This window comes from Streptomyces sp. NPDC002845, from assembly GCF_053591955.1.
This window is the reverse complement of the sequence record NZ_JBSFUU010000021.1, coordinates 82,119-108,636: the sequence shown is the minus strand read 5'-3', so window position 1 is coordinate 108,636 and position 26,518 is coordinate 82,119. Positions and strand designations below refer to the sequence as shown.

Annotated in this window: 25 protein-coding genes and 2 pseudogenes; 18 read left to right on the top strand and 9 right to left on the bottom strand. The window is 70.6% G+C overall.

Going from position 1 to position 26,518, the window contains the following annotated elements:
* Positions 1-2: 2 nt before the first annotated feature.
* Positions 3-325 (bottom strand): annotated as a pseudogene (locus ACWD3C_RS17615) (PhzF family phenazine biosynthesis protein); the annotation flags it as partial.
* On the opposite strand from ACWD3C_RS17615, the gene ACWD3C_RS17610 reads away from it, so the two are divergent.
* The gene (locus tag ACWD3C_RS17610; RefSeq protein WP_451144794.1) at positions 254-3,157 is read left to right on the top strand and encodes a type I restriction endonuclease subunit R; all 2,904 of its coding nucleotides are present in this window, start codon (positions 254-256) and stop codon (positions 3,155-3,157) included. The pseudogene ACWD3C_RS17615 and the gene ACWD3C_RS17610 overlap by 72 nt on opposite strands.
* A gap of 59 nt (positions 3,158-3,216) precedes the next feature.
* On the opposite strand, the gene ACWD3C_RS17605 is transcribed toward ACWD3C_RS17610, so the two are convergent.
* Entirely contained in the window at positions 3,217-3,417 is a 201-nt protein-coding gene (locus ACWD3C_RS17605) for a DUF397 domain-containing protein (protein ID WP_451144792.1), read from the bottom strand.
* Positions 3,414-4,349: a helix-turn-helix domain-containing protein gene (locus ACWD3C_RS17600; RefSeq protein WP_451144836.1), complete on the bottom strand. Its 936-nt coding sequence runs from the start codon at positions 4,347-4,349 to the stop codon at positions 3,414-3,416. Before ACWD3C_RS17600 ends, ACWD3C_RS17605 begins: the two co-directional genes overlap by 4 nt.
* A 148-nt stretch (positions 4,350-4,497) precedes the next feature.
* Between ACWD3C_RS17600 and ACWD3C_RS17595 the strand changes: the two genes are divergently transcribed.
* The 7 genes and pseudogenes from ACWD3C_RS17595 to ACWD3C_RS17565 all read left to right on the top strand — a co-directional run bounded on the left by ACWD3C_RS17595 (position 4,498) and on the right by ACWD3C_RS17565 (position 11,130).
* Complete coding sequence (locus tag ACWD3C_RS17595; RefSeq protein ID WP_451144790.1) at positions 4,498-5,025, top strand: ATP-binding protein; 528 nt, start codon at positions 4,498-4,500, stop codon at positions 5,023-5,025.
* A gap of 80 nt (positions 5,026-5,105) precedes the next feature.
* Complete coding sequence (locus ACWD3C_RS17590; RefSeq protein ID WP_451144788.1) at positions 5,106-5,363, top strand: hypothetical protein; 258 nt, start codon at positions 5,106-5,108, stop codon at positions 5,361-5,363.
* Positions 5,360-5,740, top strand: coding sequence for a hypothetical protein (locus tag ACWD3C_RS17585; RefSeq protein WP_451144786.1), 381 nt, complete (start codon positions 5,360-5,362; stop codon positions 5,738-5,740). The genes ACWD3C_RS17590 and ACWD3C_RS17585 overlap by 4 nt, the downstream gene beginning before the upstream one ends.
* Before the next feature lie 217 nt (positions 5,741-5,957).
* The gene (locus tag ACWD3C_RS17580; RefSeq protein WP_451144784.1) at positions 5,958-8,396 is read left to right on the top strand and encodes an AAA family ATPase; all 2,439 of its coding nucleotides are present in this window, start codon (positions 5,958-5,960) and stop codon (positions 8,394-8,396) included.
* Positions 8,396-8,800 carry a hypothetical protein gene (locus tag ACWD3C_RS17575; RefSeq protein ID WP_451144782.1) on the top strand — a complete coding sequence of 135 codons (405 nt, stop codon included), beginning with the start codon at positions 8,396-8,398 and terminating at the stop codon, positions 8,798-8,800. The genes ACWD3C_RS17580 and ACWD3C_RS17575 overlap by 1 nt, the downstream gene beginning before the upstream one ends.
* Positions 8,801-8,899: pseudogene (locus ACWD3C_RS17570) on the top strand (thymidine kinase); the annotation flags it as partial.
* 209 nt (positions 8,900-9,108) lie between these two features.
* Complete coding sequence (locus ACWD3C_RS17565; protein ID WP_451144780.1) at positions 9,109-11,130, top strand: zinc ribbon domain-containing protein; 2,022 nt, start codon at positions 9,109-9,111, stop codon at positions 11,128-11,130.
* Positions 11,131-11,136: 6 nt separating this feature from the next.
* On the opposite strand, the gene ACWD3C_RS17560 is transcribed toward ACWD3C_RS17565, so the two are convergent.
* Complete coding sequence (locus tag ACWD3C_RS17560; RefSeq protein WP_451144778.1) at positions 11,137-11,937, bottom strand: VOC family protein; 801 nt, start codon at positions 11,935-11,937, stop codon at positions 11,137-11,139.
* A 323-nt stretch (positions 11,938-12,260) separates the two neighbouring features.
* Here ACWD3C_RS17560 and ACWD3C_RS17555 point away from each other — a divergent pair, with 323 nt between their 5' ends.
* Complete coding sequence (locus ACWD3C_RS17555) at positions 12,261-13,088, top strand: sulfurtransferase (RefSeq protein WP_451144776.1); 828 nt, start codon at positions 12,261-12,263, stop codon at positions 13,086-13,088.
* Positions 13,089-13,244: 156 nt separating this feature from the next.
* On the opposite strand, the gene sepH is transcribed toward ACWD3C_RS17555, so the two are convergent.
* The 3 genes from sepH to ACWD3C_RS17540 form a co-directional block, all read right to left on the bottom strand.
* Positions 13,245-14,276 carry a septation protein SepH gene (sepH, locus tag ACWD3C_RS17550; RefSeq protein WP_451144774.1) on the bottom strand — a complete coding sequence of 344 codons (1,032 nt, stop codon included), beginning with the start codon at positions 14,274-14,276 and terminating at the stop codon, positions 13,245-13,247.
* A gap of 458 nt (positions 14,277-14,734) precedes the next feature.
* Complete coding sequence (locus ACWD3C_RS17545; RefSeq protein ID WP_451144772.1) at positions 14,735-16,063, bottom strand: D-arabinono-1,4-lactone oxidase; 1,329 nt, start codon at positions 16,061-16,063, stop codon at positions 14,735-14,737.
* Complete coding sequence (locus tag ACWD3C_RS17540; RefSeq protein WP_451144770.1) at positions 16,023-17,261, bottom strand: MFS transporter; 1,239 nt, start codon at positions 17,259-17,261, stop codon at positions 16,023-16,025. Before ACWD3C_RS17540 ends, ACWD3C_RS17545 begins: the two co-directional genes overlap by 41 nt.
* A gap of 165 nt (positions 17,262-17,426) precedes the next feature.
* Here ACWD3C_RS17540 and ACWD3C_RS17535 point away from each other — a divergent pair, with 165 nt between their 5' ends.
* Together ACWD3C_RS17535 and ACWD3C_RS17530 are read left to right on the top strand one after the other, a co-directional pair.
* Positions 17,427-18,554 carry a ferrochelatase gene (locus tag ACWD3C_RS17535; RefSeq protein WP_451144768.1) on the top strand — a complete coding sequence of 376 codons (1,128 nt, stop codon included), beginning with the start codon at positions 17,427-17,429 and terminating at the stop codon, positions 18,552-18,554.
* A gap of 8 nt (positions 18,555-18,562) precedes the next feature.
* The gene (locus tag ACWD3C_RS17530) at positions 18,563-19,381 is read left to right on the top strand and encodes an inositol monophosphatase family protein (protein WP_451144766.1); all 819 of its coding nucleotides are present in this window, start codon (positions 18,563-18,565) and stop codon (positions 19,379-19,381) included.
* A 70-nt stretch (positions 19,382-19,451) separates the two neighbouring features.
* Here the strand turns inward: ACWD3C_RS17530 and ACWD3C_RS17525 are convergent, their stop codons facing one another.
* Entirely contained in the window at positions 19,452-19,625 is a 174-nt protein-coding gene (locus ACWD3C_RS17525; protein WP_199848057.1) for a hypothetical protein, read from the bottom strand.
* Positions 19,626-20,085: 460 nt separating this feature from the next.
* Here ACWD3C_RS17525 and ACWD3C_RS17520 point away from each other — a divergent pair, with 460 nt between their 5' ends.
* The 4 genes from ACWD3C_RS17520 (at position 20,086) to ACWD3C_RS17505 (ending at position 23,652) form a co-directional block, all read left to right on the top strand.
* Positions 20,086-20,739, top strand: coding sequence for a response regulator transcription factor (locus ACWD3C_RS17520; protein ID WP_181662400.1), 654 nt, complete (start codon positions 20,086-20,088; stop codon positions 20,737-20,739).
* Positions 20,740-20,745: 6 nt separating this feature from the next.
* Positions 20,746-21,987 (top strand): sensor histidine kinase, encoded by a 1,242-nt coding sequence (locus tag ACWD3C_RS17515; protein ID WP_451144763.1) that lies wholly within the window; start codon positions 20,746-20,748, stop codon positions 21,985-21,987.
* Between the two features lie 392 nt (positions 21,988-22,379).
* Complete coding sequence (locus ACWD3C_RS17510) at positions 22,380-22,676, top strand: DUF4193 domain-containing protein (RefSeq protein WP_005481602.1); 297 nt, start codon at positions 22,380-22,382, stop codon at positions 22,674-22,676.
* A gap of 13 nt (positions 22,677-22,689) precedes the next feature.
* Positions 22,690-23,652, top strand: coding sequence for a hypothetical protein (locus ACWD3C_RS17505; protein WP_451144761.1), 963 nt, complete (start codon positions 22,690-22,692; stop codon positions 23,650-23,652).
* A 391-nt stretch (positions 23,653-24,043) separates the two neighbouring features.
* On the opposite strand, the gene ACWD3C_RS17500 is transcribed toward ACWD3C_RS17505, so the two are convergent.
* Entirely contained in the window at positions 24,044-24,493 is a 450-nt protein-coding gene (locus ACWD3C_RS17500) for a DUF3093 domain-containing protein (protein ID WP_451144759.1), read from the bottom strand.
* Between the two features lie 58 nt (positions 24,494-24,551).
* On the opposite strand from ACWD3C_RS17500, the gene ACWD3C_RS17495 reads away from it, so the two are divergent.
* From ACWD3C_RS17495 to ACWD3C_RS17485, 3 genes are read left to right on the top strand one after another with little or no spacing between them, the layout of a single operon-like run.
* On the top strand, positions 24,552-25,136 hold the full coding sequence (locus ACWD3C_RS17495) for a PaaI family thioesterase (protein ID WP_451144757.1): 585 nt from the start codon (positions 24,552-24,554) through the stop codon (positions 25,134-25,136).
* The gene (gene dut / locus ACWD3C_RS17490; protein ID WP_451144755.1) at positions 25,133-25,684 is read left to right on the top strand and encodes a dUTP diphosphatase; all 552 of its coding nucleotides are present in this window, start codon (positions 25,133-25,135) and stop codon (positions 25,682-25,684) included. The genes ACWD3C_RS17495 and dut overlap by 4 nt, the downstream gene beginning before the upstream one ends.
* A gap of 1 nt (position 25,685) precedes the next feature.
* Positions 25,686-26,450, top strand: a complete 765-nt coding sequence (locus tag ACWD3C_RS17485; protein ID WP_451144753.1) for a DUF3710 domain-containing protein — start codon at positions 25,686-25,688, stop codon at positions 26,448-26,450.
* Positions 26,451-26,518 lie beyond the last annotated feature (68 nt).

Here is a 26,518-nt window from a genome sequence, read left to right as displayed (position 1 = left end):
CCAGTGAGGACGGCGTCCTCGGGAACCAGGCCCAGTTCACGGGCGTACGCACCGAACGCGGCGGCCTCCGCGTTCGGTCGCAGGGTCCTCGACGCCGCCGACGGGGAACGGGTCACGGACGTGGAAGACGGTGGCCGACTGCCGCCACACCAACTGGACCGTGGCCAAATCCAGGCGGTGCATCAGGGCTTCGAGGCGCGAAGTCGTACGCGAGGTCCGCGAAGCGGGCGCGGGGCGCCGCCGCGAGGACGAGATGGCGGGCGTCGGCGAACGCGATGCGGGGCGGGAAGGCCGGATCGAGATCGGCGGCCGGCCAGTCGACCGCCGTTTCGACGTCGTCCTGTACGTAAACGGCCTGCCCCTCGCCGTCGTGGAGCTGAAGCGCGCCGGCGACGAGGACGCGACGCTGCAAACAGCGCACGCCCAAGTGGCGCGGTACGTCCAGGAGCTCCCGACCGCCTTCCGCTACAACACCATTGTCCTGCTCTCCGACGGCATCACCGCGAAGTACGGGACACCGTTCACCCCGTACGAGCACTTCGCCCCGTGGAACACGGACGAGTTCGGCGCTCGCGTCGATCCGCTGACGGCGGACGGTTTCTCGGAGTCCGGGCAGAACCTCGCGCTCCACGGCCTGTTCACCCAGTCCCGCTTCCTCGAACTGATCCACTCCTTCATCAACTTCGTCCCGTCCAAGCGGATGAAGCGCATCGCGAAGCCGCACCAGTACCACGCGGTGACCCGCGCCGCCGAAGCCGTCCGCACCGCCTCGGCGAGCGACGGCAAGGCCGGCGTCGTCTGGCACACCCAGGGCTCCGGCAAGTCGGAGGAGATGGTCCTCACCACCACCCTGGTGATGCGGGACCCGGCGCTCCTGAACCCCACGGTCGTGGTCGTCACCGACCGCACGGACCTCGACGACCAGCTCTACTCGACGTTCCAGGAGAGCGAGATCCTCCCGGAGTCGCCCCGCCAGGTCCTCACCCGCGCCGAGCTGCGCGAGGAGCTCGCGGCGAAGAGGACGGGAGGGATCCTCTTCACCACACTTCAGAAGTTCGGCAAGACCAAGGAGGAGCGGGAGTCGGGCACCGACCACCCGATGCTCTCCGAGCGCCGGAACATCGTCGTGATCGTCGACGAGGCGCACCGCAGCCACTACGACGACCTCAATGGCCTCGCCCGCCACCTGCGCGACGCGCTCCCGCACGCCACGCTGCTCGCCTTCACCGGCACGCCGATCTCGGAGGCCGACCGCAACACCCGCGAGGTGTTCGGCGACAAGGGCGAGTACAACGGCTACATCGATGTCTACGACCTCAAGCGGGCCGCCGACGACGGCGCGACCGTGAAGGTCTACCACGAGAGCCGCGTGATCCAGCTCGTCCTGGACCACGCCGTCGACCCGACCACCATCGACGAGGAGGCCGACCGCATCACCGACGGCCTCGACGACACCGAGCGCCGCCGCGTCGAGCAGGCCGTGGCGACCATGAACGCGATGTACGGCGCCCCGGCCCGGATAAGGGACCTCGCGGCCGACCTGGTGGAGCACTGGGAGGCCCGCCGGGAACGGATAAAGCCTTTCGTCGGTATCTCCGAGTCCGGTGGCGCGCCCGGCAAGGCGATGGTGGTGTGTGCGACCCGCGAGATCTGCGTACGCGTCTACGACGCACTGCGCGAGCTGCGCCCCGAGTGGCACAGCGACGAGTTCGAGAAAGGTGCGATGAAGATCGTCTTCTCGTCGAACTCCCGCAAGGACTCGGATGCACTGCTCGCCCACGCGCTGACGGACAGCCGCCGCAAGGCCGTCATCAACCGGGCCAAGGACCCCGACGACGAGCTGGAACTGCTCATCGTCAACAACATGCTGCTGACCGGCTTCGACGCCCCGCCGATCCACACCATGTACCTGGACCGGCCGCTCAAGGGCGCCAACCTGATGCAGGCCCTTGCCCGCGTCAACCGCCGTTTCCGAGGCAAGGAAGACGGCCTCCTCGTCGGCTATGCCCCACTGACGGAGAACCTGCGGAAGGCGATCGCCGAGTACACCGAGGCCGACCAGCGCGACCGCACCCTCGGCCAGGACGTCGAGCGCGCGCTGGACGAACTGCGCAACGAGTACGACGTCCTCACCGGCATCCTGCGCGGCTTCGCCTGGGAGCCCCTGCTCGACCGTCCCGGCCCTCGGGCCTTCATCGACGCAGCCTTGCGGAGCGCCGAGTACTTGCTCGATCCCCGCACGCCCGGTAACAACCCCGACCTGCTCGAAGATCCGCGCAAGACGCTGGGCCGCCGTTTCCGTGAGCACGCTTATCGCCTTGAGCGCTTCTGGGCACTGGCGGGCAGTTCGAAGGATGTTGGTAACCGGTTCGCCGACCGGCCGGCCTGGAAGCGGCACATCCAGTTCTTCGTCGAGGTCCGCGCCTACATGGCCAAGCTGGACGCCATGAACCGCGAGGCGCGCGGCCTCCCGGTCGCCCGTGACGTCGAGCTGTACCTCGCCCAGCTGACGTCGTCCGTCGTGGAGACGGGCGGGGTGACGGACCTGTTCGCCGAAGCCGGGCTGGAGACCGCCGACCTCACCCACCTCACGGACGCGCTCGTCGCCCAGCTCCAGCAGAGCGACACCCCGCACTTGGCGGCCGAGGCGCTGCGGCGGCTCGTCGAGCGGAAGATTCGCGAGGTCACCCGGCACAACATCGTCCGGCAGACCACGTTCTCCGAGCGCCTCCAGGACCTGATGGTGCGCTACATGCGTCAGCAGTACACCAGCGCCGAACTCATCGCCAAACTGGTCGAGATGGCCAAGGAGGTCGCCGCCGACGCCCGCCGAGGCGAGAAGTTCGACCCGCCCCTGAACTGGCGCGAACTCGCCTTCTACGACGCCGTCGCCGACCACGGCACGGCCCGCTCGCTCATGGGCGACGAGGTCCTGGCGGGCATCGCCCGCGAACTGGTCACCGAGGTCCGCCGCCAGCTCAAGCCCGACTGGATCGCCCGCGAGTCCGTCCGCGCTCGCCTGCGCAGCACCATCAAGCGCCTCTTGGCCCGTAACAACTACCCGCCGGACCAGCAGAAGGAGGCCATCGACCTGGTCCTCCGCCAGATGGAACACTTCGCCAACGAGTGGTCCGAGAACGGGGTCCCGGAGGACTGAGCGTAAGAGCCCTGCCGACCGAAGTTCAGGTACGCAGGGCTCTCATGGCTGTACGAGTGTCAGACGCGCTGCTCCCACGAGGCCAGCCCGACGAACCCCGCCCATGCCTCACGCGAGACCGTGACAAGGGGCCCGGCGATGGCCTTCGAGTCACGGATGTGCACAGCAGCCGAACCGGCTGCGACTTCGACGCACTGGCCGCCCTCGGTGTCGCTGTAGCTGCTTTTGAACCAGGTGAGTTCGGACTCGGCGGTGTTCATAGCTCTCCCAGCAACTTCTCGATGAACTCCGAGGACTCTCGCGGACTGAGAGCCTGTGATCGGATGATCCCATAGCGTGCGGCGGCGAGAACCGTCTGTTCAGGGTCGGCTTCGAGTGTGCTGATTGCATGGGCCTCGGAGTAGACGAACTTCTTGCCGTCCTTCCGAGTGACGACGGTGAACGGCCCGTTCACGCCCGCGTTGTCCTCGCAGTTGAGCGCCATGACCTGGATCTCGATGTTCCGCTTCTGTCCGATCAGAAGGAGGTGCTCCAGCTGGCCGCGTAGTACGCCCTTGCTGCCGTAGCGTTGCCGCAACACCGCCTCGGTCATTACGAACCCCAGTAGTGGCGCGGGCTGCCGGTCGAAGATGTCCTGCCGGGCCAGCCGCGCGGTCACCCGCTGATCGATCGTTTCTTGCGGCAGGGGCGGACGCCTCATGCCAAGCAGGGCACGCATGTACTCCTCGGTCTGGAGCAGGCCGTTGACGATGAGCGCGTCGTACATGAGCAGCTCGATGCACTCCTTCTCCAGCTTTGCCATCCCCTGGAATCGGACCGGATACTGAGCCCGTTCCACCTGCTCCTTCCACAGGCACAGCAACCCGCCCGCCCCCAGCACCTCATCCGCCCGCTCGATCGTCCGGGGCGACGGAATCCTCCGCCCCTGCTCGAACGACGCGACCGTGGACGCCGAGTACCCGATCCGCCTTCCGAACTCCTCGCGCTCCAGCCCTGCCCGTACCCGCAGCGTCTTCATGGTCTGCCCGAACGCGACGACCACGCCCCGCCCACCCTCGTCCTCCGGTCGCCGCCCTGCCCCGTCGTCGTTGTCCCAGCCGTCCCCGAGACTCACGACCGCGCCCACGCCGTCGTTCTCACGCTCTCCGAGAACCGCCTCGACACCCGCCGCCGCGCCCTTGCGCTTCGCCACGTCCATCACCGCCTCCTTGGCCCAACGCCCCGAACGGAACGCGGTCACGGCGCGCAGCGCGTACACGCGCGTACACCTCGCGTACAGCCGCTCCCAGTCGCTGCGTCACCGCTGGTCACGCTACGCGACCGGCGGCACCGTGGTCGGCATGACGACCAAACCCACGAACCCCACCGGCGCCACCCAACCCACCGTCCCCTGCGCTCCCTTGAAGGCGGCCCCGGCCCCGGACCGCACCACCTTGGACCGCACCTTCGAGATGCGCTTCACCTCCACACCCCGCGGAGCCCGTCTCGCCCGCCGCCTGGCGGCCGTACGTCTGGACGCGTGGGGCATCCCGTACGACACCGACCCGCACGACGCGGTCGTGCTGATCGTCGGGGAGCTAACCGCCAACGCCGTACAGCACGGGCACGTCCCCGGCCGAGACTTCCACCTCCGCCTCCATGCCGCACCCGAGGGCCGCACCGTGCGCGTCGAGGTCACCGATACCCGCACAGAACGCCACCCCCGCCGCCCCGCCTTCCCGGAGGGTGCCACCGATGCGGAGGCGACCGGCCGCGGGCTGCTCCTCGTATCGCAGCTCGCGACCCGCTGGGACTGGCACCCGCGCCCCGACGGGCCGGGCAAGACCGTCTGGGCGGAGTACCTCCTTCCGTCGCGCGTCCAGTGGTGAGCTCGCCGGCCACACGTACATCAGCCTGGACGGGTACGTACCCGTACCCGTATCCTCGGAGACTGACTGAGGAGGTCTGCATGTCCGACGCCAACATCCGTATCCCCGCCGAAGCCCGTGACCGACTTGCCCGGATAGCGTCCTCCGAAGGTATGTCCCTGCGGGGCTACCTGTCGCACCTCGCCGAGACCCTGCTCACTCCCGAGGAACGCGTCGCCCGCGCCAACCAGGCGCGCGCCGCACTGCGGGCATGGAACGGCTATGACCCGAGCGCGAGCGAACAGGCCGAACTCGACGCGGAGTTGGACCGGCGACTCGGTGAGGCGGGGGCCAGGTGACCGAGGCTCTGCACATCGTCCTGGACGAGACGGCGATGGTGGCGGCGGGCCAGGGGAACGTGCTCGCCTCACGCCTGATCCATCGTGCGCATTCCGAGGCGGGCTGGTTCCTTTACGCCCCCGCATGTGCGCTGGTGGAGGCCGATCGCATACGGCCCGGCACGGCGGAGCACCTTGCCGCGCTTCCCGGCATCACACTGCTGGACCTGGATCTGCCCGCCGCGCTCGCCGTGGCTCGCGAGACGTCCTGGGCTCCCGCCCACACACGGTACGCGGCCGAGCCGACGGCGGAGCGGCCGAACGGGGCTGTGGTCGCCACCACAGTGCCTGACGCGTGGAAGGAGCAGCCCGTACGAGTGGTCGACCTCAGCGCCTGAGTTGTTCCGGACGGCGTGAGTGGCGCTTCTCCGCCCTGCTCAACCGCTGAAACCTGCATGGGTGAGGGGCCGATAACAGGGGTTATCGGTCCCTCATCCGTGAAATCCTCCGGCCCGCTCCTACGGTTCTGTCCGTCGACAGGCACCCGGCGGCCCGCGCCCGGCGCCTGTCGGTGCTCGCCCCTTCCACGTCAGTACGGGAATCACGGGAGACACCATGGACGAAGCGATGGACCAGACCACCCCCGACAACGCCCGGCCGCTGCCTGAGCTCGTCGAGGCCCGGCTGGCCGCCGACCGGAAGCTCACCGACCCGGTGAAGGCCCTCATCCGCCAGGCACTCGGCGACTCCGGGAACGCCGAAGACGGCGCACGCACTTCCGCAGGCACCCTCTACCTGGGCAAGGTCACGGTCACCGGCTTCCGCGGCGTCGGTTCTCAGGCGCGGCTGAACCTGCGGCCGAAGCCCGGCGTCACCCTCGTCGTCGGACGCAACGGCTCCGGCAAGTCGAGCATCGCCGAGGCCGTCGAGACCCTGTTCACCGGCACCAACGCCCACTGCGCCGGGCAGCACCCGAACCGCACCGTCCGCTGGCGCAACCTGCACCAGGGCGAACAGACCGCCGTCGAGGCCAAGCTGGCCGTCGAGGGCGACCCGTCGCCGAGCACCCTCACCCGCACCTGGGCCGGCGAGGCCTTCACCGACTCCCAGGCCGTGCTCAGGCGGCCGGGACACGGCACCGTCCCACTGGAGCAGGTCGGTTGGGAGCAGGCGACGCGGGCCTACCGGCCGTTCCTGTCGTACGTCGACCTCGGCAACCTGATCAACGGCAAGCCGTCCGAGATGTACGACAACATCGCCGCGATCCTCGGACTCGACCACCTCAACGCCGCCGCGCGACGGCTGACGGCCGCGAAGAAGGAACTCGACGCCGTCGTGAACGCCGAGAAGGAGAAGAAGCCGCTTCTCCACGCGGCCCTGGAGAACGTCGGGCACGACGACCGGGCGCTCAAGGCCCTCCTGGCGATGGAGGAGAAGGGCGGTCCCGACCACGCCGCGCTCGACGCTCTGATCGCCGGTGTGCCCACGGCTGACGAGGGACGGCTGCGGGAGGCACGGCTGGAGGCCGCCGCGGAGGGCCCCGACCTCGACCGGGTCGGCGCCGCCGTCGACGCACTGCGGCACGCCCTCGCCGACGTCGACGACCTCAAGGGGACCGCGGCCGCCGACGCCCACAGCAGGGCCCAGCTGCTCCAGGCGGCTCTGAGGCACAGCGACCGCCACGCCGACGACACGGCCTGCCCGGTCTGCGGCACGGAACAGGTCCTGGACCGGGAGTGGGCCTCCCGCGCCGAGGCGCAGATCGCCGCGCTCCTGCGCGAGGCCGAAGCGGTGCGCGAGGCCGAGGCCGGCCTGCGGACCGCGACGCGGACCCTGCACGACCTGATCCTCCCGCCGCAGGAGATCCCGGCCGTGCTCGGCGATCCGTGGCGGACCTGGAGCGACTGCCGGCGGATCATCGACCCCGCCGAACTCGCCGAGCGCGCGTTCAAGGCCGCGGTGACCCTGGCGGACGCGTGCGAGATCGTGGCGAGGGCGGCGCGTGAGGAACTGGCGGCCAAGGACGAACGCTGGCGTGCGGTCGTCGAGCTGCTGACGGAGTGGACGAAGCTCTCCCGGCAGGCCGAGGCCGCCAAGCCGCGCAGAACGGAGATCGGCGCCGCCCTCACCTGGATCAAGAAGGTGACGACCGAGATCCGCGACTTCCGCGTCGACGCCTTCGCCGACCACACGCAGCGGATCTGGGAGAAGCTCCGCCGTCAGAGCAGCGTCGACCTGAAGAACGTCAAGATGCACGGCAGTGAGAAGGCGACCGTGCGCAAGCTGATCATGGACGTCACCGTCGACGACACCGAGGCCCCGGCCCTGAGCGTCATGAGCCAGGGCGAACTGCACTCGCTCGCCCTCTCCCTGTTCCTGCCCAGGGCCGCCACGGCCGACAGCCCCTTCGGCTTCGTCGTCATCGACGACCCCGTGCAGTCCATGGACCCGGCGAAGGTCGACGGCCTGGCCCAGGTACTCGACGAACTCGGCCGCGACCGGCAGGTCGTCGTCTTCACCCACGACACCCGGCTCCCGCACGCCTTCCGCAGCCAGGGCCTGCCCGTGACCGTGCTGAAGGTGGAACGCGGGGAGAAGTCCAAGGTGAACGTCACCTCCGAGACCGACCCGGTCAAGGAGGCCATCGACGACGCCATGGCCCTCGCCCACACCGCCGACTGCCCCGACACGGCACTGCGCAACGTCCTGCCGTCCCTGTGCCGCGAGGCCCTGACCAAGGCGATCGTCGAAGCGGCCTGGATCCGCCGGAGCCGCACCGGACAGCCCGCCGACCGTCTGCAGGCCGCCATCGACGAGACCGAACGGCTCATCCCGCTCGCCTCCTTCGCCCTCTTCGACGACGGTCTCGTCCACCCCGACGACGACGTCAGGAGCCGTCTGCGCGCCCTGTACGGAGGCGAGAGCACGATCCTGATCAGCCAGTGCCAGCGGGGCGCCCACCCCGACGGATTCCTCCCGCCCGACCCGGTCGCCTTCGTCAGGAAGGTCGAGGCCCTCGCCAACCGGATCCGCAAGCCGGAGGTGAACGCCTGATGCCCGCCACCCGCACGAGCGCCGGCACCGTCGCTGGACTCCTCGCGACTGCCGACAGCCTCCTCACCGCGGGCCTGGGCGGCCCGCTGACCCCGGCGGGCCGGGCCCGTGGCGCGGCCTACGCCCTGCGGATCGCCCTGGAAGCGGCCGTCGACGCGTCCCTCACCGCCGAGGAAGCCGGACTCCGCCAGATCACCATGCGGGCGAAACTGCTCTGCCTGCGCCACTACGCCGGCCCCGACCCGGCCCGTCGCGTCAACGCCCTGTGGAGCGGGCTCAGCACGGGCTGCAAGTACCACCACGACGAGATCGGACCGAGCCACACCCAGGTACGCGCCTGGCAGACAGCCGTCGAGACGCTCGTCACGGAGCTCGCCGTGCCGGGAACGGACCTGAACAGCTAGGAGGTCCTCTGCCGTCGCCACCACCGTCGCCGCATGACCGCGGCCACCTCCCGCGCGAGCGCCCTGTCACCGGACATCCTGCCGGTCGAGTCCGGCTGAGGAGCCTCGCCCGGAGTCCGGCTGAGAGACCTCGCCCGGGAGGTCTGCCGAGGGTGTTTAGCAGTTGACCGATTGGCTTGGAGATCCTGGGTTCTCCTGGGTCTTGGGCGCGGGGCTGGTGGGGCGTACGGGAGTGCGTAACCCGTATGGGGGTTTGATCGTTGATGTGATGGTCGGGTCGGGGCTTCGGGGTGCGTGAGGGGGGCGGGGTGCGGCGGAAGGTGGAGCTGGGCGTGGGGGAGGTGCAGCAGATCGCTGCGGCCTGCGCCCGTGCGCTGCGGGGCGTGGACGCGATCACCGGGGAGCGGTTGGGTGAGGCGGCTCTGGTGGCGCGGGCGGGTTGGCTGACCGGCCTTGTCGAGTCACTGTCGGCGGGTGTGGTGCGCGAGCACTGGAGCCAGGCCGATCTGGCCCAACTAGCCTCGGGGACTGACGCGTTGGGTGGGGCGTTGCCGTCGCAGTCGTGGATGGCGTTGCGGCGGCTCGGCTGGGCAGTGACCGTCCCTGCGGGCGTGTATGTGCCGGACCGGGTGGTGCGGATCGCGCAGGAACAGGCGGGCCGGGTGTTGCGGTCGGCCTGGTGGCGCGCCGAGATCACGACCGCGTTGCTGGCGACCTGGCCCGCCGACCCGGCCCGGCGCGGTGAGGCGGAGTGGCAGGCGCTGCGCGCAGCCCTGCCCGATGGCGGAACGGTGGCGTCGAGTGTGCTGCTGGCCCGCACCCGGCAGATCGCCGACTTCCACGTCCGCCACCACCGGATGCCCGCCGGTCTCACCGAGTGCGAACCGCCGCCCGGCGGGGGATCGCAGGTCGTCCTCGCGGCCGTCGACAAGCAGCTCGCCACCCTCGAGCGCTGCCCGGAAGACCCCTTCCACCACGGGGTGTTGACCGTGCGCCTGCCGACACGTCCCGATCCCGCATCCCGGACGGACTGGCACCCGGTACGGATCCGCTTCCGCCTGCCACCCCACGTCCCCGCCCACGCCGTCCTGTGCGCACCCACCCTGCGCGTACGCGAAGGACGCCTCCTCCTCGACGTGCCCTACGCGCACGCGGTCCGCAAACCGGAGCGGACCGGACATCACACGGCGGTGGCCTTCGACTGGGGACTGAACACCCTGCTCACCGGCGGCACCCTCCACCTCACTGGTGAGACCCAGCCACGGGTGCTCACCGGCGGACACCCCCTCTCCTTCCGCGCGGCCGGGGTACTGGCCAAGGCCGACCGGCTGCGCCTGCACGCAGAGCGGATCGACGCCCGCATCGACCAACTGCACATCCTGATCACCTCCCGGCAGGAGCGCGGGATGCGCCCGAACCCCTGGCTGGTGGCGAAGCTTGCGGTCCTTCAGACGGAGCGGGAACGGGTGGCCCGGCGCCGCACCCGGTTGAACGCGGCCCTCGCCAAAGCCGCCGCCCGCTTCATGGTGGATCACGCCCGGGCGGCCGGGGCAAGCGTCATCTACCTCGAAGACCTCCGCGACATGGAAGCCCGCGGCAAAGGCCGCACCCTCAACACCCGTCTCTCGCAGACGGTGCGCGGCGCGATCGCCACTCACACCCGCCACACCGCCGCCGCCCACGGCATCGCCGTCGTCATCGTGCCCCCACGCGGAACCTCGAAGTGCTGCCCGCGCTGCCTGACCGCCTTCCGCCACCACCGCGCACCCAACGACCCGCGGGCGGGCTGGGTCTGGGCGACCTGCCGGAACGGGGCGTGCGGGTACAGCACCGGCCGGGACAACGCCGCATGGCAGAGGATCGGCGCCCGCGGCCTCACTCACCAGCACAAGACCAGTCTCGACCGCACCAGCGAAACCTTCGTGATCCGCACGGTGGTTGAGGCCCTGGACCAGGCAAGCCGCGTCCAGCACCAGACCCGGGACCGCACCAAGAGCCGTCCCACAGCAAAACGCCCCGCGCCCGGCAAGCGGCGCAGGGTCCCCGCCCCACCCGACCACCGCACCCCAACCAGGGCGCGGCCGGGTGGACAGCGTCCGGCGGGGCGGACCCCCACGCACCCGACACACCGCAGCCAGCAGTGTTCACGGCAGCAGGGACCGACCACAATCGGCACCCCCACCCGGCCACACCGGCCGGACGGGGCCAGACTCGGGGCAGGCTTCCACCGCCACGCCCACACCACCCCCACCCGAAGACGGCCGTGGCCGAGTCACCTTCCAGGACGGTCCCGAACACCCGGGATCACCCAGGGAACCCAAGCCGACTAGAGACGCTCAGCGCGGGGTGTGCACGAGGGCGAACATCGCCCCCTCGGGGTCCGCCACCACGGCTACCTGGCCGTGGGTTGTGTCGTGGGTGGGCTCGCGGACCTGCCCGCCGAGTTCGACGACCCGGTCGGCGGCCTCGGCGGTGTCGGTGACCTCGAAGTAGGTGATCCAGTGGGGACCGCGGTCGCGGGGGAGGGCGGGGCCGAGGCCGTGGAGACCGGCGACGGGGCGGCCCTTGACGCGGAGGGTGACGTGGTCGAAGTCGGCGGAGGCGGAGACGGCGGGTTCTCCTTCGTAGCCGAAGACCGCCTCGTAGAACTTGGCGACGCTCTCGGTGTCGCGGGTGAGCAGCTCGTTCCAGGCGGGGGTGCCGGGGACGCCCGTGATGGTGGTGCCGAGATGCTGGGCTGCCTGCCAGACGCCGAAGACCGCCCCCGAGGGGTCGGAGCCGATGGCCAGGCGGCCCGCCTCGGCGGCGTCCAGGGGGCCGACGCCGATGGTGCCGCCGCAGTGCCGTACCGTCTCCGCCGTCAGATCGACGTCGTCCGAGGCGAAGTACGGCGTCCAGGCGATCGGGAGATGCCGGTCGGCGGGCAACTGGCCGATCCCCGCCACCTCGTGGCCGTCGAGCAGCGCCCGCACGTACGGGCCGAGCTGCTGGGGTCCGGGCTGGAACTCCCAGCCGAACAGCGCCCCGTAGAAGTCCTGGGTCGCGGCCATCCCGTGCACCATCAGACTCACCCAGCACGGTGTGCCGGGCGGGTACACGTCACCGTTCAGGCCGGCCGACTCCCGCGCCTCGGTCATCGTCACCCTCTCCTCGGCCCCTCGCGGCGGCCGTGTCACTTCCGGTCTCCGTACGCGCGTACCGCGATCCCGCGCGTGCACGCCCCGTGCCGATGCTCGCACCACCGGGGGCACCGCACGGTTCGGCCGCGCCGACGTACCGTCACCCATGCGAGAGGGTGCCCGAGTTGCGGTTTCTTGCCCGTTTCCATGCCATTGCCGCATGGTGTCCATCGGCTGTACAGCATGTGCCCGATCCCGTACGCCTCGTGATCGGTGCTGTCCGGCCGAGCAGAGTAGCCGGACCTGGACGACGCGGCCACCCCATGCGCAAGGATGGGGTCATGAACGCCATCATCTCCGCAACCGAACTCGCGAACGCCCTGGCGGGACCGAACCCTCCGGTCGTCCTCGACGTCCGCTGGCAGCTGGGTGGCCCGAATCTGCGGCCCGAGTACGAGAAGGCGCACATCCAGGGGGCCGTTTTCGTCGATCTGGATGCCGAACTCGCCGGTCCCGCGGGCTCCGGAGGCCGACATCCGCTTCCCGACCTGGAGATCTTCGGTACGGCGATGAGGGCGGCCGGTGTCTCGGCCGACCGCGATGTCGTCGTGTACGACGGCGGCCCCGGCTGGGCCGCAGCGCGCGCGTGGTGGCTGCTCAGCTGGACGGGACACCCCTCCGTGCGGGTGCTCGACGGCGGTCTGGCGGCCTGGGACGGCCCGCTGACCTCGCAGATCCCGGACCCGGCCCCCGGGACCTTCGGCCCGGCCCCCGGCGCCCTCCCGCTCCTCGACGCCGACGGCGCCGCCGCGCTCGCCCACGCCGGCCTGCTCCTCGACGCACGGGCCGCCGAGCGCTACCGCGGTGACGTCGAACCGATCGACCCGGTCGCCGGTCACATCCCGGGCGCGGTCTCGGCGCCGACGACGGAGAACGTGACCGAATCCGGTCGCTTTCTGCCCGCCGCCGAACTCGCCGAGCGCTTCAGGTCCCTGGGCGCGACCGGCACGTCCGAGGTCGGCGTGTACTGCGGCTCGGGTGTCTCCGCCGCCCACGAGGTGCTCGCGCTGGCCGTCGCCGGGATCCCGGCGGCCCTGTACGCCGGCTCCTGGTCCGAGTGGTGCCAGGACAGTGACCGCCCGGTGGCGACGGGCCCGGAGCCTCAGTGACGTACCGGCGATGACATGTGGTGGGGCCTCCGTCTGAACGACACGGGCCCCACACACGTATGAAGAACCGGTCCTGCTTCCGAAGAACCCGGTCACGACAAACCAGTCACAACTACAGAGTGGTCAGAACCGCACACCCCGCCCGGACTGCTCCCGCTACTCCTGTTTCTTCCGCCGCGTCCCGAACACGATCTCGTCCCAGCTCGGCACCGCCGCGCGGCGGCCCGGACGGACGCCGTCCGCCTCGGCCTGGCGGTCGGTGGCGCCGACGAGGCGGTCCCGGTGGCTGCCGACCGAGCGTGGCATGAGGACGTCCGCGTAGGCGGAGCCGGCCGAGGCGGCGGGTGCCGGGGGCTCCTCCGCCTCGGGCTCGGGTGCGGGCTCTTCCTCCGGCTCGGCGGCGGGGCGTTCGGGTACGACCATGTCGCCCCGGAAGCTGGGCACCGCCTCCAGCAGGCTGGTCAGCGAGTCGCGCTCGCCCGTGCCCTCCTCGGCGGGCTCGGGCGACGGAGCGGGCAGGACGGGACGTTCCGCCTGGCGGTCCAGGGGGCGGTCACGCGGCAGCCGGGCGATCCTCGGCACGAACGGGAAGCTCGGCTCGGCTGCCGCGAGGTCCTCGGACTCGCCGATCAGCGAGCGCGCCTCCTCGTCGACGGCCTGGACGAGCCGCCGGGGCGGGTCGTACGTCCAGCTCGCCGAGTGAGGTTCGCCCGCGACCCGGTAGACCAGCAGGACCTCCCAGGTGCCGTCGTCCCGGCGCCACGAGTCCCACTGGACGGTGTCCTTCTCGACGCCGCGCAGCAGCAGCCGCTCCTGGACGGTCTCGCCGAGCTGCGGTCCGGCGGCGTTCTCTCCGGGGCGGCGGACCGGGGTCTTGCGGGCCCGCTCGGCCATGAAGGCACGCTCCGCGAGTACGGGACCCTCGAAGCGGCGTACGCGGTCGACGGGGATGCCGGCGAGCTGCGCGACCTCCTCGGCCGACGCACCCGCGCGTATACGCGCCTGGATGTCACGGGGGCGGAGATGGCTCTCCACCTCGATCTCGATCTGGCCGAGCCGGGGACGGTCGCCGCGAACGGCCGCGCGCAGCCGTTCGTCGATCGGAAGGGTGTACTCCGTTGAGTCGGCAGCCTTCAGCACCAGCCGTGTGCCGTCATTGGAGACGGCCACGACACGCAGTTCGGGCATGGGGACCTCCCGGGTGGTGCCTGCCGACGTCACGTGCGTCGCTGCTTCCGCTAGTCGAGTGTGGCCTGCCCGGGTGCAGCCTGCCACAACCTTGCCGAGTTGCCCGGCGTGTCGGGCCTGGGCCCTGGGTCGCCGTTATGGCACGGTTACCTATTCGCAACGCTAAGTGACGAACCTCATCACCCTGTGCAACGATCCCCCTCCCGGCGGTCCTTGAAGGCCCCGGACACCCTGGCGGGAGTCCTGCCCCAGGGCTCGCAACAGTACTCCATTCGGGCCACTTGCGTGGATCGGCACGCCAGTCAACTTCTCGCGGGGGGCGGGAGTTGGCCGCACGGGCGGTCGTTTTCGTGACCTTGGAAGTGGCGCACTTCACGCAATCTCCAGAAACGGAGTCAACCGTTTCGCCCGTACGCGACGCCCCTCTCGTGCGAACGACTCCACGCCCAGTGCGTCGGCTATGCCCCCAGAACCCGACGCAAGTAGTCGTTCTGGAACCGGCGTTCCGGGTCGAGCCGGTCCCGCAGCTCGGTGAACTCGCCGAAGCGCGGGTAGACCTCGGCGAAGTACTCCGCGTCCCGCGTGTGCACCTTGCCCCAGTGCGGCCGCCCCTCGTGCGCGGTGAAGATCCGCTCGGCGGCGGTGAAGTACGCCTGATAGGGGGTGCCCCGGAACATGTGGACGGCTACGTAGGCGCTGTCGCGGCCGGAGGCGGTGGAGAGCGTGATGTCGTCGGCCGGGGCCGTGCGCACCTCCACGGGGAAGCTGATCCGCAGGTCGGAGCGGTCGACCATGGCCTTCAGTTCGCGCAGCGTGTCCACCAGGGCCTCGCGCGGGACGGCGTACTCCATCTCGACGAAGCGCACCCGGCGCGGAGACGTGAAGACCTTGTAAGGAATGTCGGTGTACGTGCGCGAGGACAGGGCGCGGCTGGAGATCTGGGCGATCGTCGGGATCGTGGCGGGCACGGCGCGGCCGACCAGATTGGCCACGTGGAACACGCCGTTGGAGAGGAACTCGTCCTCGACGAACCCGCGTACGGGGCTCACCGGGGCCTCGGGGCCCGAACTGCGGTTGTTGCGCTTGGTGTTGGTGTTGCCGGTGTGCGGGAACCAGTAGAACTCGAAGTGCTCGTTCTCGGCGTGGAGTTCGTCGAACTCGGCGAGCACCCTCTCGAACGGCATCGGCTCCTCGCGGGCCGTGAGCAGGAAGACGGGCTCCACGGCGAACGTGATCGCGGTGACGATGCCCAGGGCGCCGATGCCGACGCGGGCCGCCGCGAAGACCGCGCGTTCTTCTTCGGTCCCCCTCTCGGAGCACGTGAGGACCTCGCCGTCGGCGGTGACCAGCTCAAGGCCCTTGATCTGGGCGGCGATCGAGCCCGAGTCGCGGCCGGTGCCGTGCGTGCCCGTGCTGGTAGCACCGGAGACCGTCTGCTCCATGATGTCGCCCATGTTCGTGAGCGACAGCCCCTCGCGGGCGAGAGCCATGTTGAGACGCTTGAGCGGGGTGCCGGCCTGCACCGTGACCGTCATGGCTTCGCGATCAATCTTGCGTATGCCGGTCAACAGTTGAGGGCGGATCAATACGCCGTCGGTCGCCGCGGCGGCCGTGAAGGAGTGTCCGCTGCCGACGGCCTTCACCTTCAGGCCGTCCTCGGCGGCCTGCCGTACGACCGCGGCGAGTTCGTCGACCGAGGCAGGGGTGGCCTCCCGTACGGGCCGGGCGGTGACGTTTCCCGCCCAGTTACGCCACGTGCCGCTCTTCTCGCTCACTGTGGTGCTCATGAGGCCCTTCCCCTCGCGGAGCCGGCCTGCGGAGCCGGCGATACCCGAGGAAACCGACCGCGACCGCGACGGCCCCGGACGCCACCGGAACCCCGTACCCGGCTTCCGCCCCGGCGGCATCGATCACCCAGCCGGACACCGACGCGCCGAGCGCGACCCCGACCGCGAGCCCGGTGCTCACCCAGGTCATGCCCTCGGTCAGTTGCGCGCGTGGTACGTGCTCTTCGATCAGGGACATCGTCGTGATCATCGTGGGTGCGATGGACATGCCCGCGACAAAGAGCGCCACGGCCAGAAGCGGCAAGTTTCCGACCAGTAGGAGGGGGATCATACTCACGGCCATGGCGCCTACGCCCAGCAGCCACCGAAGCTCCGCGGCGCCTGTGAAGCGCAACAGCCCGAACGCGATGCCCGCCACGCAGGATCCGGCCGCGTACAGCGCCAGGACGACGCTCGCGGCACCCTTGTGACCCTGCTCGTCGGCGAAGGCCACGGTGACCACGTCGACGGCACCGAAGATCGCCCCGGTCGCCACGAAGGTGGCCACCAGGACCCGCAGTCCGGTCGAGCGCAGCGCCGAGCGACCACCACGGTGTTCACGCGGATGCGGCTCCGGCTCGGTGGCGCGCTGGGCGGTCAGCCAGAAGACGCCGACGGCGAGGAAGCAGGCGGCGAGCAGCGGCCCCGCCTCCGGGAACCACGCCGTGGACAGGCCGATGGAGATGATCGGCCCGAAGATGAAGCACACCTCGTCGATCACGGACTCGAAGGAGTACGCGGTGTGCAGTTGCGGGGTGCCCCGGTAGAGGGCCGCCCAGCGGGCCCGGATCATCGCGCCGACACTCGGTACGCAGCCGATGCAGGCCGCGCAGACGTACAGCGCCCAGTCAGGCCACCGGTAGTGCGCCGCGCACAGCAGCCCGGCGGACGCGGCCACGGCGAAGAGCGTCGCCGGGCGCAGTACCCGCCGCTGCCCGTACTGGTCCACCAGGCGCGAGATCTGCGGGCCGGCGATCGCGGCGGACAGGGCGATGGTCGCCGCGAGGGCGCCGGCGAGCCCGTACCGGCCGGTGAGCTGGGAGACCATCGTGACCACGCCGATGCCCATCATCGACAACGGCATCCGGCCGAGGAGGCCCGCGGCGGTGAAGCCCTTGGTGCCGGGGGCTGCGAACAGGGCGCGGTAGGGGCTGGGCACGGGGGCTCCGGTAGGTGCGGTAAGCAGGAGAGTGCGACCGTGTAAGGCGCGGATCGGGTCGATACAGCTATCGGGTCGATACAGCTTACGAGTCAGGTAATCCTCATACATGCCCGGACCCGGGCCGGGATCCCGGCTGTCGGAGCCAGGTGGCAGGATCGAGACATGCCAGATGTGCTCGACGCCACCCCCTACGACGCCCTCCTCCTGCTCTCGTTCGGCGGCCCCGAGGGCCCGGACGACGTGGTCCCGTTCCTGGAGAACGTGACGCGGGGGCGCGGCATCCCCAAGGAACGGCTCAAGGAGGTGGGGCAGCACTACTTCCTGTTCGGCGGGGTCAGCCCCATCAACGACCAGAACCGCGCCCTGCTCGACGCCCTCCGCAAGGACTTCGCCGACCACGGCCTGGACCTGCCGATCTACTGGGGCAACCGAAACTGGGCCCCGTACCTGACCGACACCCTGCGCGAGATGGTCGCCGACGGCCGCCGCCGCATCCTCGTCCTGGCCACCAGCGCGTACGCCTCGTACTCGGGCTGCCGCCAGTACCGGGAGAACCTCGCCGATGCGTTGGCCGCCCTGGAGGCCGAGGGCCTGGAGCTGCCCAGGGTCGACAAGCTCCGGCACTACTTCAACCACCCGGGCTTCCTTGAGCCCATGATCGACGGCCTCCTGGAGTCCCTCGCCGACCTCCCTGAGGACGTCCGGGACGGCGCCCACATCGCCTTCTGCACGCACTCCATCCCCAACTCGGCCGCAGACACCTCCGGCCCCGTCGAGGACCACGGGGACGGCGGTGCGTACGTCGAGCAGCACCTGGACGTCGCCCGGCTGATCGTCGACACCGTGCGTGAGCGGACCGGCGTCGACCACCCCTGGCGGCTCGTCTACCAGTCGCGCTCCGGTGCCCCGCACATCCCCTGGCTGGAGCCCGACATCTGCGACCACCTGGAGGAGCTGCACGGCGCGGAGGCCCCGGCCGTCGTGATGGCGCCCATCGGGTTCGTCTCGGACCACATGGAGGTCCTGTACGACCTCGACACGGAGGCCAGGGCCAAGGCCGAGGAGCTGGGCCTGCCCGTGCGCCGCTCGGCCACCGTGGGCGCCGACCCGCGCTTCGCCGCCGCGATCCGCGATCTCGTCCTGGAGCGCGCCGCGACCGAGAGCGGGCGCGAGGCGATCCCCTGCGCCCTCGGCGCGCTCGGCGCGAGCCACCACCTCTGCCCGGCGGGCTGCTGCCCCGCCCGCGCCCCGCGGCCCGCCGCCGCGGGCGCCGACAGCCCGTACGCGTGAGGAGCACCGTGACCGACCAGTCAGAGCACCCGGACCCGCTCAAGGCCGAACTTCTTCAGATCGCGCTCGACGCCGCCCACCGCGCGGGCGCCTTCCTGCGCGACGGCCGCCCCGACGACCTCTCAGTGGCCGCCACCAAGTCCAGCGCGGTCGACGTCGTCACCGAGATGGACATCGCCTCCGAGAAGCTGATCACCGGCCTGCTGGCCGACCTCAGGCCCGAGGACGGCGTGCTCGGCGAGGAGGGCGCCAGCGTCGAGGGCAGCAGCGGTGTGCAGTGGGTGATCGACCCGATCGACGGGACCGTCAACTACCTGTACGGGCTGCCCAGCTGGGCCGTGTCCATCGCGGTCCGCGTGCACGGCGAGACGGTCGTCGGCGTGGTCCACGCACCCGTGCGCGGCGAGACCTACCGGGCCGTGCTGGGGGAGGGCGCGTATGTGAACGACCGCCCCGCGCGCGTGCGGCCCGCCCCTGCCCTGGAGGTGGCCCTCGTGGGTACCGGCTTCGGCTACCTCGCCGACCGCCGCGCCAAGCAGGCCGACGTCGTCCGCGCGCTGATCCCCCACGTGCGCGACATCCGCCGCGGCGGCTCGGCCGCGATCGACCTGTGCGACGTGGCCGTGGGCCGCCTGGACGCGTACTACGAGCGCGGCCTGAACCCCTGGGACTACGCGGCGGGCGACCTGATCGCCCGGGAGGCGGGCGCGCTGACCGGTGGACGCCCCGGAGAGCCCCTCTCGCCCGAGCTGACCGTCGCGGCCCCGCCCGGCCTCTTCGAGCCGCTCCAGGCCCGCCTGGAGGAGCTCGGCGCCTGGCACGACTGAGATCACCGGAACGTACGAAGCGGGGCCCGGCTACTGGATCGAAGCCGGGCCCCGCTGCCGTACGAGCTCATCAGACGCTAGACGCGCCGACCTCCACACCGTGCTCGGCGGCGAGGCGGCGCAGGTCGTCGAGCTCTGCCTGCTCCACTTCGACGAGGAAGTCGTCGCCCTCGTCACGAGCCCGTGTCAGGTCGGACTCGGTCGCCCTTATGCGCTGCAGAAGTCCTGCGGTGAATGCGTCCATGCTGCGCCCCCTCGTCCTGGGTCGTGGGTCGGTGGCACGGGGGTGTGCCTTCGGAAGGGACGATCACGACTCGTGTGGATGCCCAGCGCTGCCCGTGCTGGGCGGCGACGGTGCCGGACACCCACGCCCGCCCTGCGGAAAGCGGATCGCGGCGTACCGCATGGTGGTGCGGCACAAGCAGAGCGTGATCGCGGGGTGTAAAGCCGTCCTCCCCCGGCTCTCTTCCACGGAAACCTCAACCGGACGAAAAAATTCGCGTCTTTCGCCCCACCGCACGCACCAGCCCGTCCGCCCACCGCCCCCGCGTTCCCGCCCGCCCCGGGTGATCCTGCGCCCCCTCACCCGTCTTACAGCCGACTTATGGTCGAAAAGGGCAGGATGGAAGCCACACACCCCATGCAGCCCCCTGCCCGCGCGCCGAGTGAGCGCTGCGCGGGTGGACACAGGAAGGACAAGCGACGTGCGCGTACTCGTCGTCGAGGACGAGCAGCTGCTCGCCGATGCGGTGGCCACCGGACTGCGCCGGGAGGCCATGGCCGTCGACGTCGTGTACGACGGTGCGGCCGCCCTGGAACGCATCGGCGTCAACGACTACGACGTGGTCGTCCTCGACCGCGACCTCCCGCTCGTGCACGGCGACGACGTCTGCCGCAAGATCGTCGAGCTCGGCATGCCCACGCGCGTGCTGATGCTCACGGCCTCCGGCGACGTCAGCGACCGTGTGGAGGGCCTGGAGATCGGCGCCGACGACTATCTGCCCAAGCCGTTCGCGTTCAGCGAGCTGACGGCACGCGTGCGTGCGCTCGGACGCCGTACGAGCGTGCCGCTGCCGCCCGTCCTGGAACGCGCCGGCATCAAGCTCGACCCCAACCGCCGCGAGGTCTTCCGTGACGGCAAGGAGATCCAGCTCGCCCCGAAGGAGTTCGCCGTCCTGGAGGTGCTCATGCGCAGCGAGGGCGCCGTCGTCTCCGCCGAGCAGCTGCTGGAGAAGGCCTGGGACGAGAACACGGACCCCTTCACCAACGTCGTGCGCGTCACCGTGATGACCCTGCGCCGCAAGCTCGGCGAGCCGCCCGTGATTGTCACCGTGCCCGGTTCCGGCTATCGGATCTGATCCACGATGACCGTGACACCCGCGCCCCCGACGGCGCCTCCCAAGCCCACCTGGGACCCCAGGAAGCCGGAGAACCCGTTCCCCTGGCTGCGCCCGACCATCCGCATAAGGCTCACCCTGCTGTACGGCGGCATGTTCCTGATCGCCGGGATCCTGCTGCTGTCGATCATCTACCTGCTGGCGGCGCAGGCCATCCACGAGGGCAGCAGCCAGTCCCTCCAGATCAGCGGCAGCGACTTCCGCATCACCAGCGAAACCTGTCCGGCGATGAACGACGCGCCCAATCAGGAGGAGCTCAACGCCGCGTTCAAGGGGTGCAACGACGTGCAGCGGCAGCACGCCCTGGACGATCTGCTCAGCCGCTCCCTGCTGGCCCTGCTGGGCCTCGCCGTGATCGCGTTCGCCTTCGGCTACGCGATGGCGGGCCGTGTGCTCTCGCCGCTCGGCCGGATCACGCGCACCGCGCGCGCGGTGGCGGGCTCGGACCTGTCCCGGCGGATCGAGCTGGACGGCCCGGACGATGAGTTCAAGGAGCTGGCGGACACCTTCGACGACATGCTGGAGCGGCTCCAGCGGGCCTTCACGGCCCAGCAGCGGTTCGTCGGGAACGCCTCGCACGAGTTGCGCACGCCCCTCGCGATCAACCGCACCCTCCTGGAGGTGCACCTGTCCGACCCGGGGGCCCCGCCGGAGCTCCAGCAGCTCGGCAAGACGCTGCTGGCCACCAACGAGCGCAGCGAACAGCTCGTCGAGGGACTGCTGCTGCTCGCCCGCAGCGACAACCAGATCGTCGAGCGCAAGCCGGTGGACCTCGCCGAGGTCGCCTCCCAGGCCGTCGACCAGGTGCACGCCGAGGCGGAGGTCAAGGGCGTGCAGATCCGCGGGAAGCGCGAGCCCGTGGTGGTGCAGGGCAACGGCGTCCTGCTGGAGCGGATCGCGCTGAACCTGGTCCAGAACGCCGTACGGTACAACGTGCCGGAAGGCGGGTGGGTCGAGGTCACGACTCAGGCCCAGCACGGCCAGGCGGTTCTGGTGGTGTCGAATACGGGGCCCGTGGTACCCGCGTACGAGATCGACAACATCTTCGAGCCGTTCAGGCGGCTGCGCACGGAACGCACGGGCAGCGACAAGGGAGTAGGTCTCGGCCTCTCCATCGTCCGGTCCGTGGCTCGCGCGCACGGCGGGCACATCGCCGCACAGCCGCGTGAGGGGGGTGGACTCGTGATGCGAGTGACCCTGCCGATCTGAGATGATGCCGCCGCACTTCGAGGTGTTCGCTTTGCGCGGAATTTTCTGGGCGCCCGTCCAGGGAGATCGTGTGTGATCGATCACAAGGGCGAATTTCCAGCCATCTACTCTCCGTGATCATCGGGGCCGTCGGAAAGCCGGGAACATCCGGGTTTTCGGGGGTCCTGATCACGGGAAGTACACGGTGAGACGCCTTTGAAGTGCGGCCTTTGGACCGTGTACGGTCCCGTTCGCCATCCAAGCCGATCACTCTTGAGGGGTCCGGTTGGGTGTCGATTGAGTAACAGACCTTGATGTGAGGCAAAATCTCCGCCTCGGGTCGGGCACAAGTCCGGCCTCTCACGCGTTACGTGCGCTGGAGACACCGCAGACACCCAGAGGGGGAGAGCGACATGGCAACGGATTACGACACCCCACGCAAGACCGACGACGACGTCGACTCGGACAGCCTTGAAGAACTCAAGGCCCGGCGGAACGACAAGTCGACGTCCGCAGTGGACGTCGACGAATTCGAGGCCGCCGAGGGCCTCGAACTGCCCGGCGCAGACCTCTCCAACGAGGAGCTGGCTGTCCGGGTGCTGCCCAAGCAGCAGGACGAGTTCACCTGCATGAGCTGCTTCCTGGTGCACCACCGCAGCCAGCTGGCCCGGGAGAAGAACGGTCAGCCGATCTGCCGCGACTGCGACTGAGGCAGGGTCGGCCGTGACTGGCTCGACCCCACCTTGGAAGCGCCGCTTCCGCAAGGGGGCGGACGAAGGGCCGTACGGTGGCCCTCACGGCGTGCGTGACGACGAGCGGGGCTCTTCCGAGCCTGGAGCGGCCTCGCTCGAACGTGCGCGCGGTACGGCGTCGGGGGGCGCCATGGACGCGGGCGGTACGGACGCGCGGGAAGGCCTCCCGGTGCCGGTGGACATCCCGGCCCCGGTCGCCAGGCGCCGCGCGGCGCTCGTCCGGGACGGGCTCAGAGAAGGCATCAAGGCCGGGGCCCGCAAAGGCGGCAGCCGGGCCCGGGCGGGGCTCGCGTATCTCGCCGACCGGCTCATCGAGACAGCGCCGCGGATCCCTGTACGAGACCTCGGGACGCTCCGCAAGCAGTTCCCCGGCCTCGGCCCCGAGGAACTCGCCGACAAGCTCGTCGCGGGCGCGGCCAACGCCACGTCCACCGTCGGTGCCGGTGTCGGTGCCGCTGCCATGCTGCCGGTGCCGCCCGCCATGCCCGCGGAGCTGGCCGCCGAGATCACCGGGGTGGCCGCGATCGAGCTGAAACTCATCGCCGAGCTTCATGAGGTGTACGGGGTGCGCCCGCCCGGCAATCTGAAGCAGCGCAGTACCGCCTATCTCAACTCCTGGTCGGGTGAGCGTGGCATCGACGTGATGAAGCCGTCGACGATCAACTCGGCCGTGGGCAGTCATATGAAGCTGCAGCTCCGGCAGCAGATCATGAAGCGGATGGTGCGCAATCTGCCCAACCTCATGCCCTTCATGGTCGGTGCGGCCGTCGGTGCCGCCATGAACCGGCGCGACACCAAGCACCTTGCCGAGCGCATCCGCAAGGACCTCCGTAAGAGCCAGGTTCCGTGGGACGCCCTGCCGGAGCTTGCGCCGCTGGAGAAGCCGGTGGATCCGCTGCGGGTGGGGGAGATTCCCAAGGAACTGGGGCGCTGAGGGCTGCGCCGCCGGGGTGGGGTTGTTTTCGCCCCCGCCGCCCCTACCCGTCCCATCCTCCAGGGGCTGCGCCCCTTCGACCCCGCCTGGGGGGCTGCCGCCCCCAGACCCCCGCTGGGGGGTGTGGGGTGGGTGGCCAGTGAGTGGGTGGGTGGGAACTGGGGAGGGTGAGAATGCCTGGAGTGGGTGGAGTACTTCGGGTGGGCGGGGGTGGGCGGTGTGGGTTGTGGGGTGGGTGCGGGTTGTGTGCAGCCGGTCGCGCCCACGCGGCGGAGCCGCACATCGATACAGCCCCGCGCCCCTGACGGGGTGCGGCTCCAGCCCGGAGTAGCACCGCTGAGCGCGCACCCTCACCGGCCCGTGCCAACCCCACGCCCCGGCCTCTGGTGTCCTACGCCGTGGTGCGAGCCGAGTCCAGGGCCGCTGCCAGGCGTTCCGGGGCCCGGGTCGAGAGGTAGACGTAGGGGGTCGGGTCGGCCGGGTCGGTGATCTCGACGCGGAGGGCCGTGGGGACGTAGGCGCGCAGGAGCATGAAGGCGCGAGGGTCGGCTTTGTGGCTGCGCCAGGCCCGGGCCTCGTCGGGGGGCAGGACCTCGGCCTCGCCCAGGGCGGTCACCGGAATCTTCGCGTCGCCCGCGACCAGGGCGCCGCCCACGACGCGGATACGGGCCGATCCGTACGAGCTCACGACGACCGCCGCGGCCGCGGTGCCGGCGGCGAGGCCGGCCAGGGCCGGGAGCGTGCCGAAGGGGAGGAGGATGAGGGCGGCGCTCACCCCGGCCAGGACGCAGATGGCCCACCATGAACGCGGGGCCGTGAGGCGTTCGTCGTACGGCTGCATGACGTCAAGCTTGGCACGGTGTCGGCCGGAGGCCGACGCGCGGGTAAGGTCTGCGGCTGTGAGTGGTACTTCCGCGTCCCTGAAGCCGCCGGCCGACGCCCAGGCGCCCGTGCGGCACCCCGAGGCTCCCGCCCCCGGCGAACTCCTCGGCGCGCACTACGGGCAGTGCTTCGGGTGCGGGGGCGAGCAGCTCCATGGGCTGCACCTGGAGGCGAGGGCCGGCGAGGGTGTCTCCCTCACCGCAGAGTTCACCGTCAAGCCCGCGCACCAGGGCGCGCCCGGTCTGGCCCACGGCGGTGTTCTCGCCAGTGCCCTGGACGAGACGCTCGGCTCGCTCAACTGGATGCTGCGGACCATCGCGGTGACCGGGCGCCTGGAGACCGACTTCGTACGGCCCGTGCCCGTCGGCACCGTGCTGCACCTTCAGGCCCGGGTCACCGCTGTGGCCGGGCGGAAGATCTACTCGACCGCCACCGGGCGCATCGGCGGCCCCGACGGTCCCGTGGCCGTCCGCGCCGACGCCCTCTTCATCGAGGTGAAGGTCGACCACTTCATCGACAACGGCCGCCCGGAGGAGATCCAGGCGGCCATGAAGGACCCGGACCAGGTCCGGCGCGCCCGGGCCTTCGAGGTGAACCCGTGAGCCGTGAGCCAGTGAGCGTGTTGATCCGGCGCGTCGACCCGGAAGTTCCGCTTCCGGCATACGCGCATCCCGGTGACGCCGGAGCCGATCTGCGCACCACCGAGAGTCGCGAACTGAAGCCCGGCGAGCGGGCCGTTCTGCCCACGGGAGTGTCCATCGCGCTCCCGGAGGGGTACGCGGCCTTCGTGCATCCACGCTCCGGCCTCGCCGCCCGCTGCGGTGTCGCTCTCGTGAATGCCCCGGGGACGGTTGATGCCGGGTACCGTGGGGAGATCAAGGTGATCGTGGTGAATCTCGACCCGCACGAACCCGTGCGGTTCGAGCGCTTCGACCGGATTGCCCAACTGGTCGTCCAGCAGGTCGAGAAGGTGCGCTTCCAGGAGGTGGCGGAGCTTCCCGACTCGGCGCGGGCCGAGGGGGGCTTCGGGTCCACCGGCGGTCATGCCGCAGTGGACGCTGCGAGCGGTCACGGCGGTCAAGCCGCAGTGGGCGGCACAACGGGTGGGAATCGATACGCATCGGTCGTATCCGACCGGGAAGGACAGTGACGTGTTCGGACGTCGCAAGAAGAAGGGTGCCGCCGAGGACGCGGCCGGCGAGGCCGAGCAGGTCGTCGACAGCGTCGACACTGAGGCGGACGAGGAGTCGGAGCGCGAGCGCGTACGGCTTGAGCCCGAGCCGCGCCCCGACGGACCCTGGGACAGCTCGGAGCTGCGCGACCCCGGCGAGGGCCGGGTGGACCTGGGCGGGATCTTCGTGCCCGGGGTCGACGGCATGGAGCTGCGGGTCGAGGTCGCGGGTGACGCGATCGTCGCGGCCACCGTCGTACTGCGCGACAGCGCCATCCAGCTCCAGGCCTTCGCCGCGCCCAAGCGCGAGGGCATCTGGGGCGAGGTGCGCGAGGAGATCGCCAGCGGCATCACGCAGCAGGGCGGTGTCATCGACGAGGTCGAGGGCCCGCTGGGCTGGGAGCTGCGCGCGCAGGTGCCGGTGCAGCTGCCGGACGGGACGGGCGGCTTCCAGGTCGTACGGTTCGTCGGCGTGGACGGCTCGCGCTGGTTCCTGCGCGGTGTGATCTCCGGCCGGGGCGCGGTGGAGCCGCAGACCGCCGGGCTGCTGGAGCAGATCTTCCGGGACACGGTCGTGGTCCGCGGCGACGGCCCGATGGCCCCGCGCGACCCGATCGTCCTGAAGCTGCCCAACGACGCGCAGATGGTGCCCGAGGGCGTCCAGCAGGAGGAGCAGGCCGGTTCCCGCTTCTCCGGCGGCATGGGCCAGCTGCAGCGCGGACCGGAGATCACCGAGGTCCGTTAGTCGGACAGAGACAGACAGCAAGCACAGGGGCCGCATTCTCATGGGGATGCGGCCCCCTGTGTTCATCC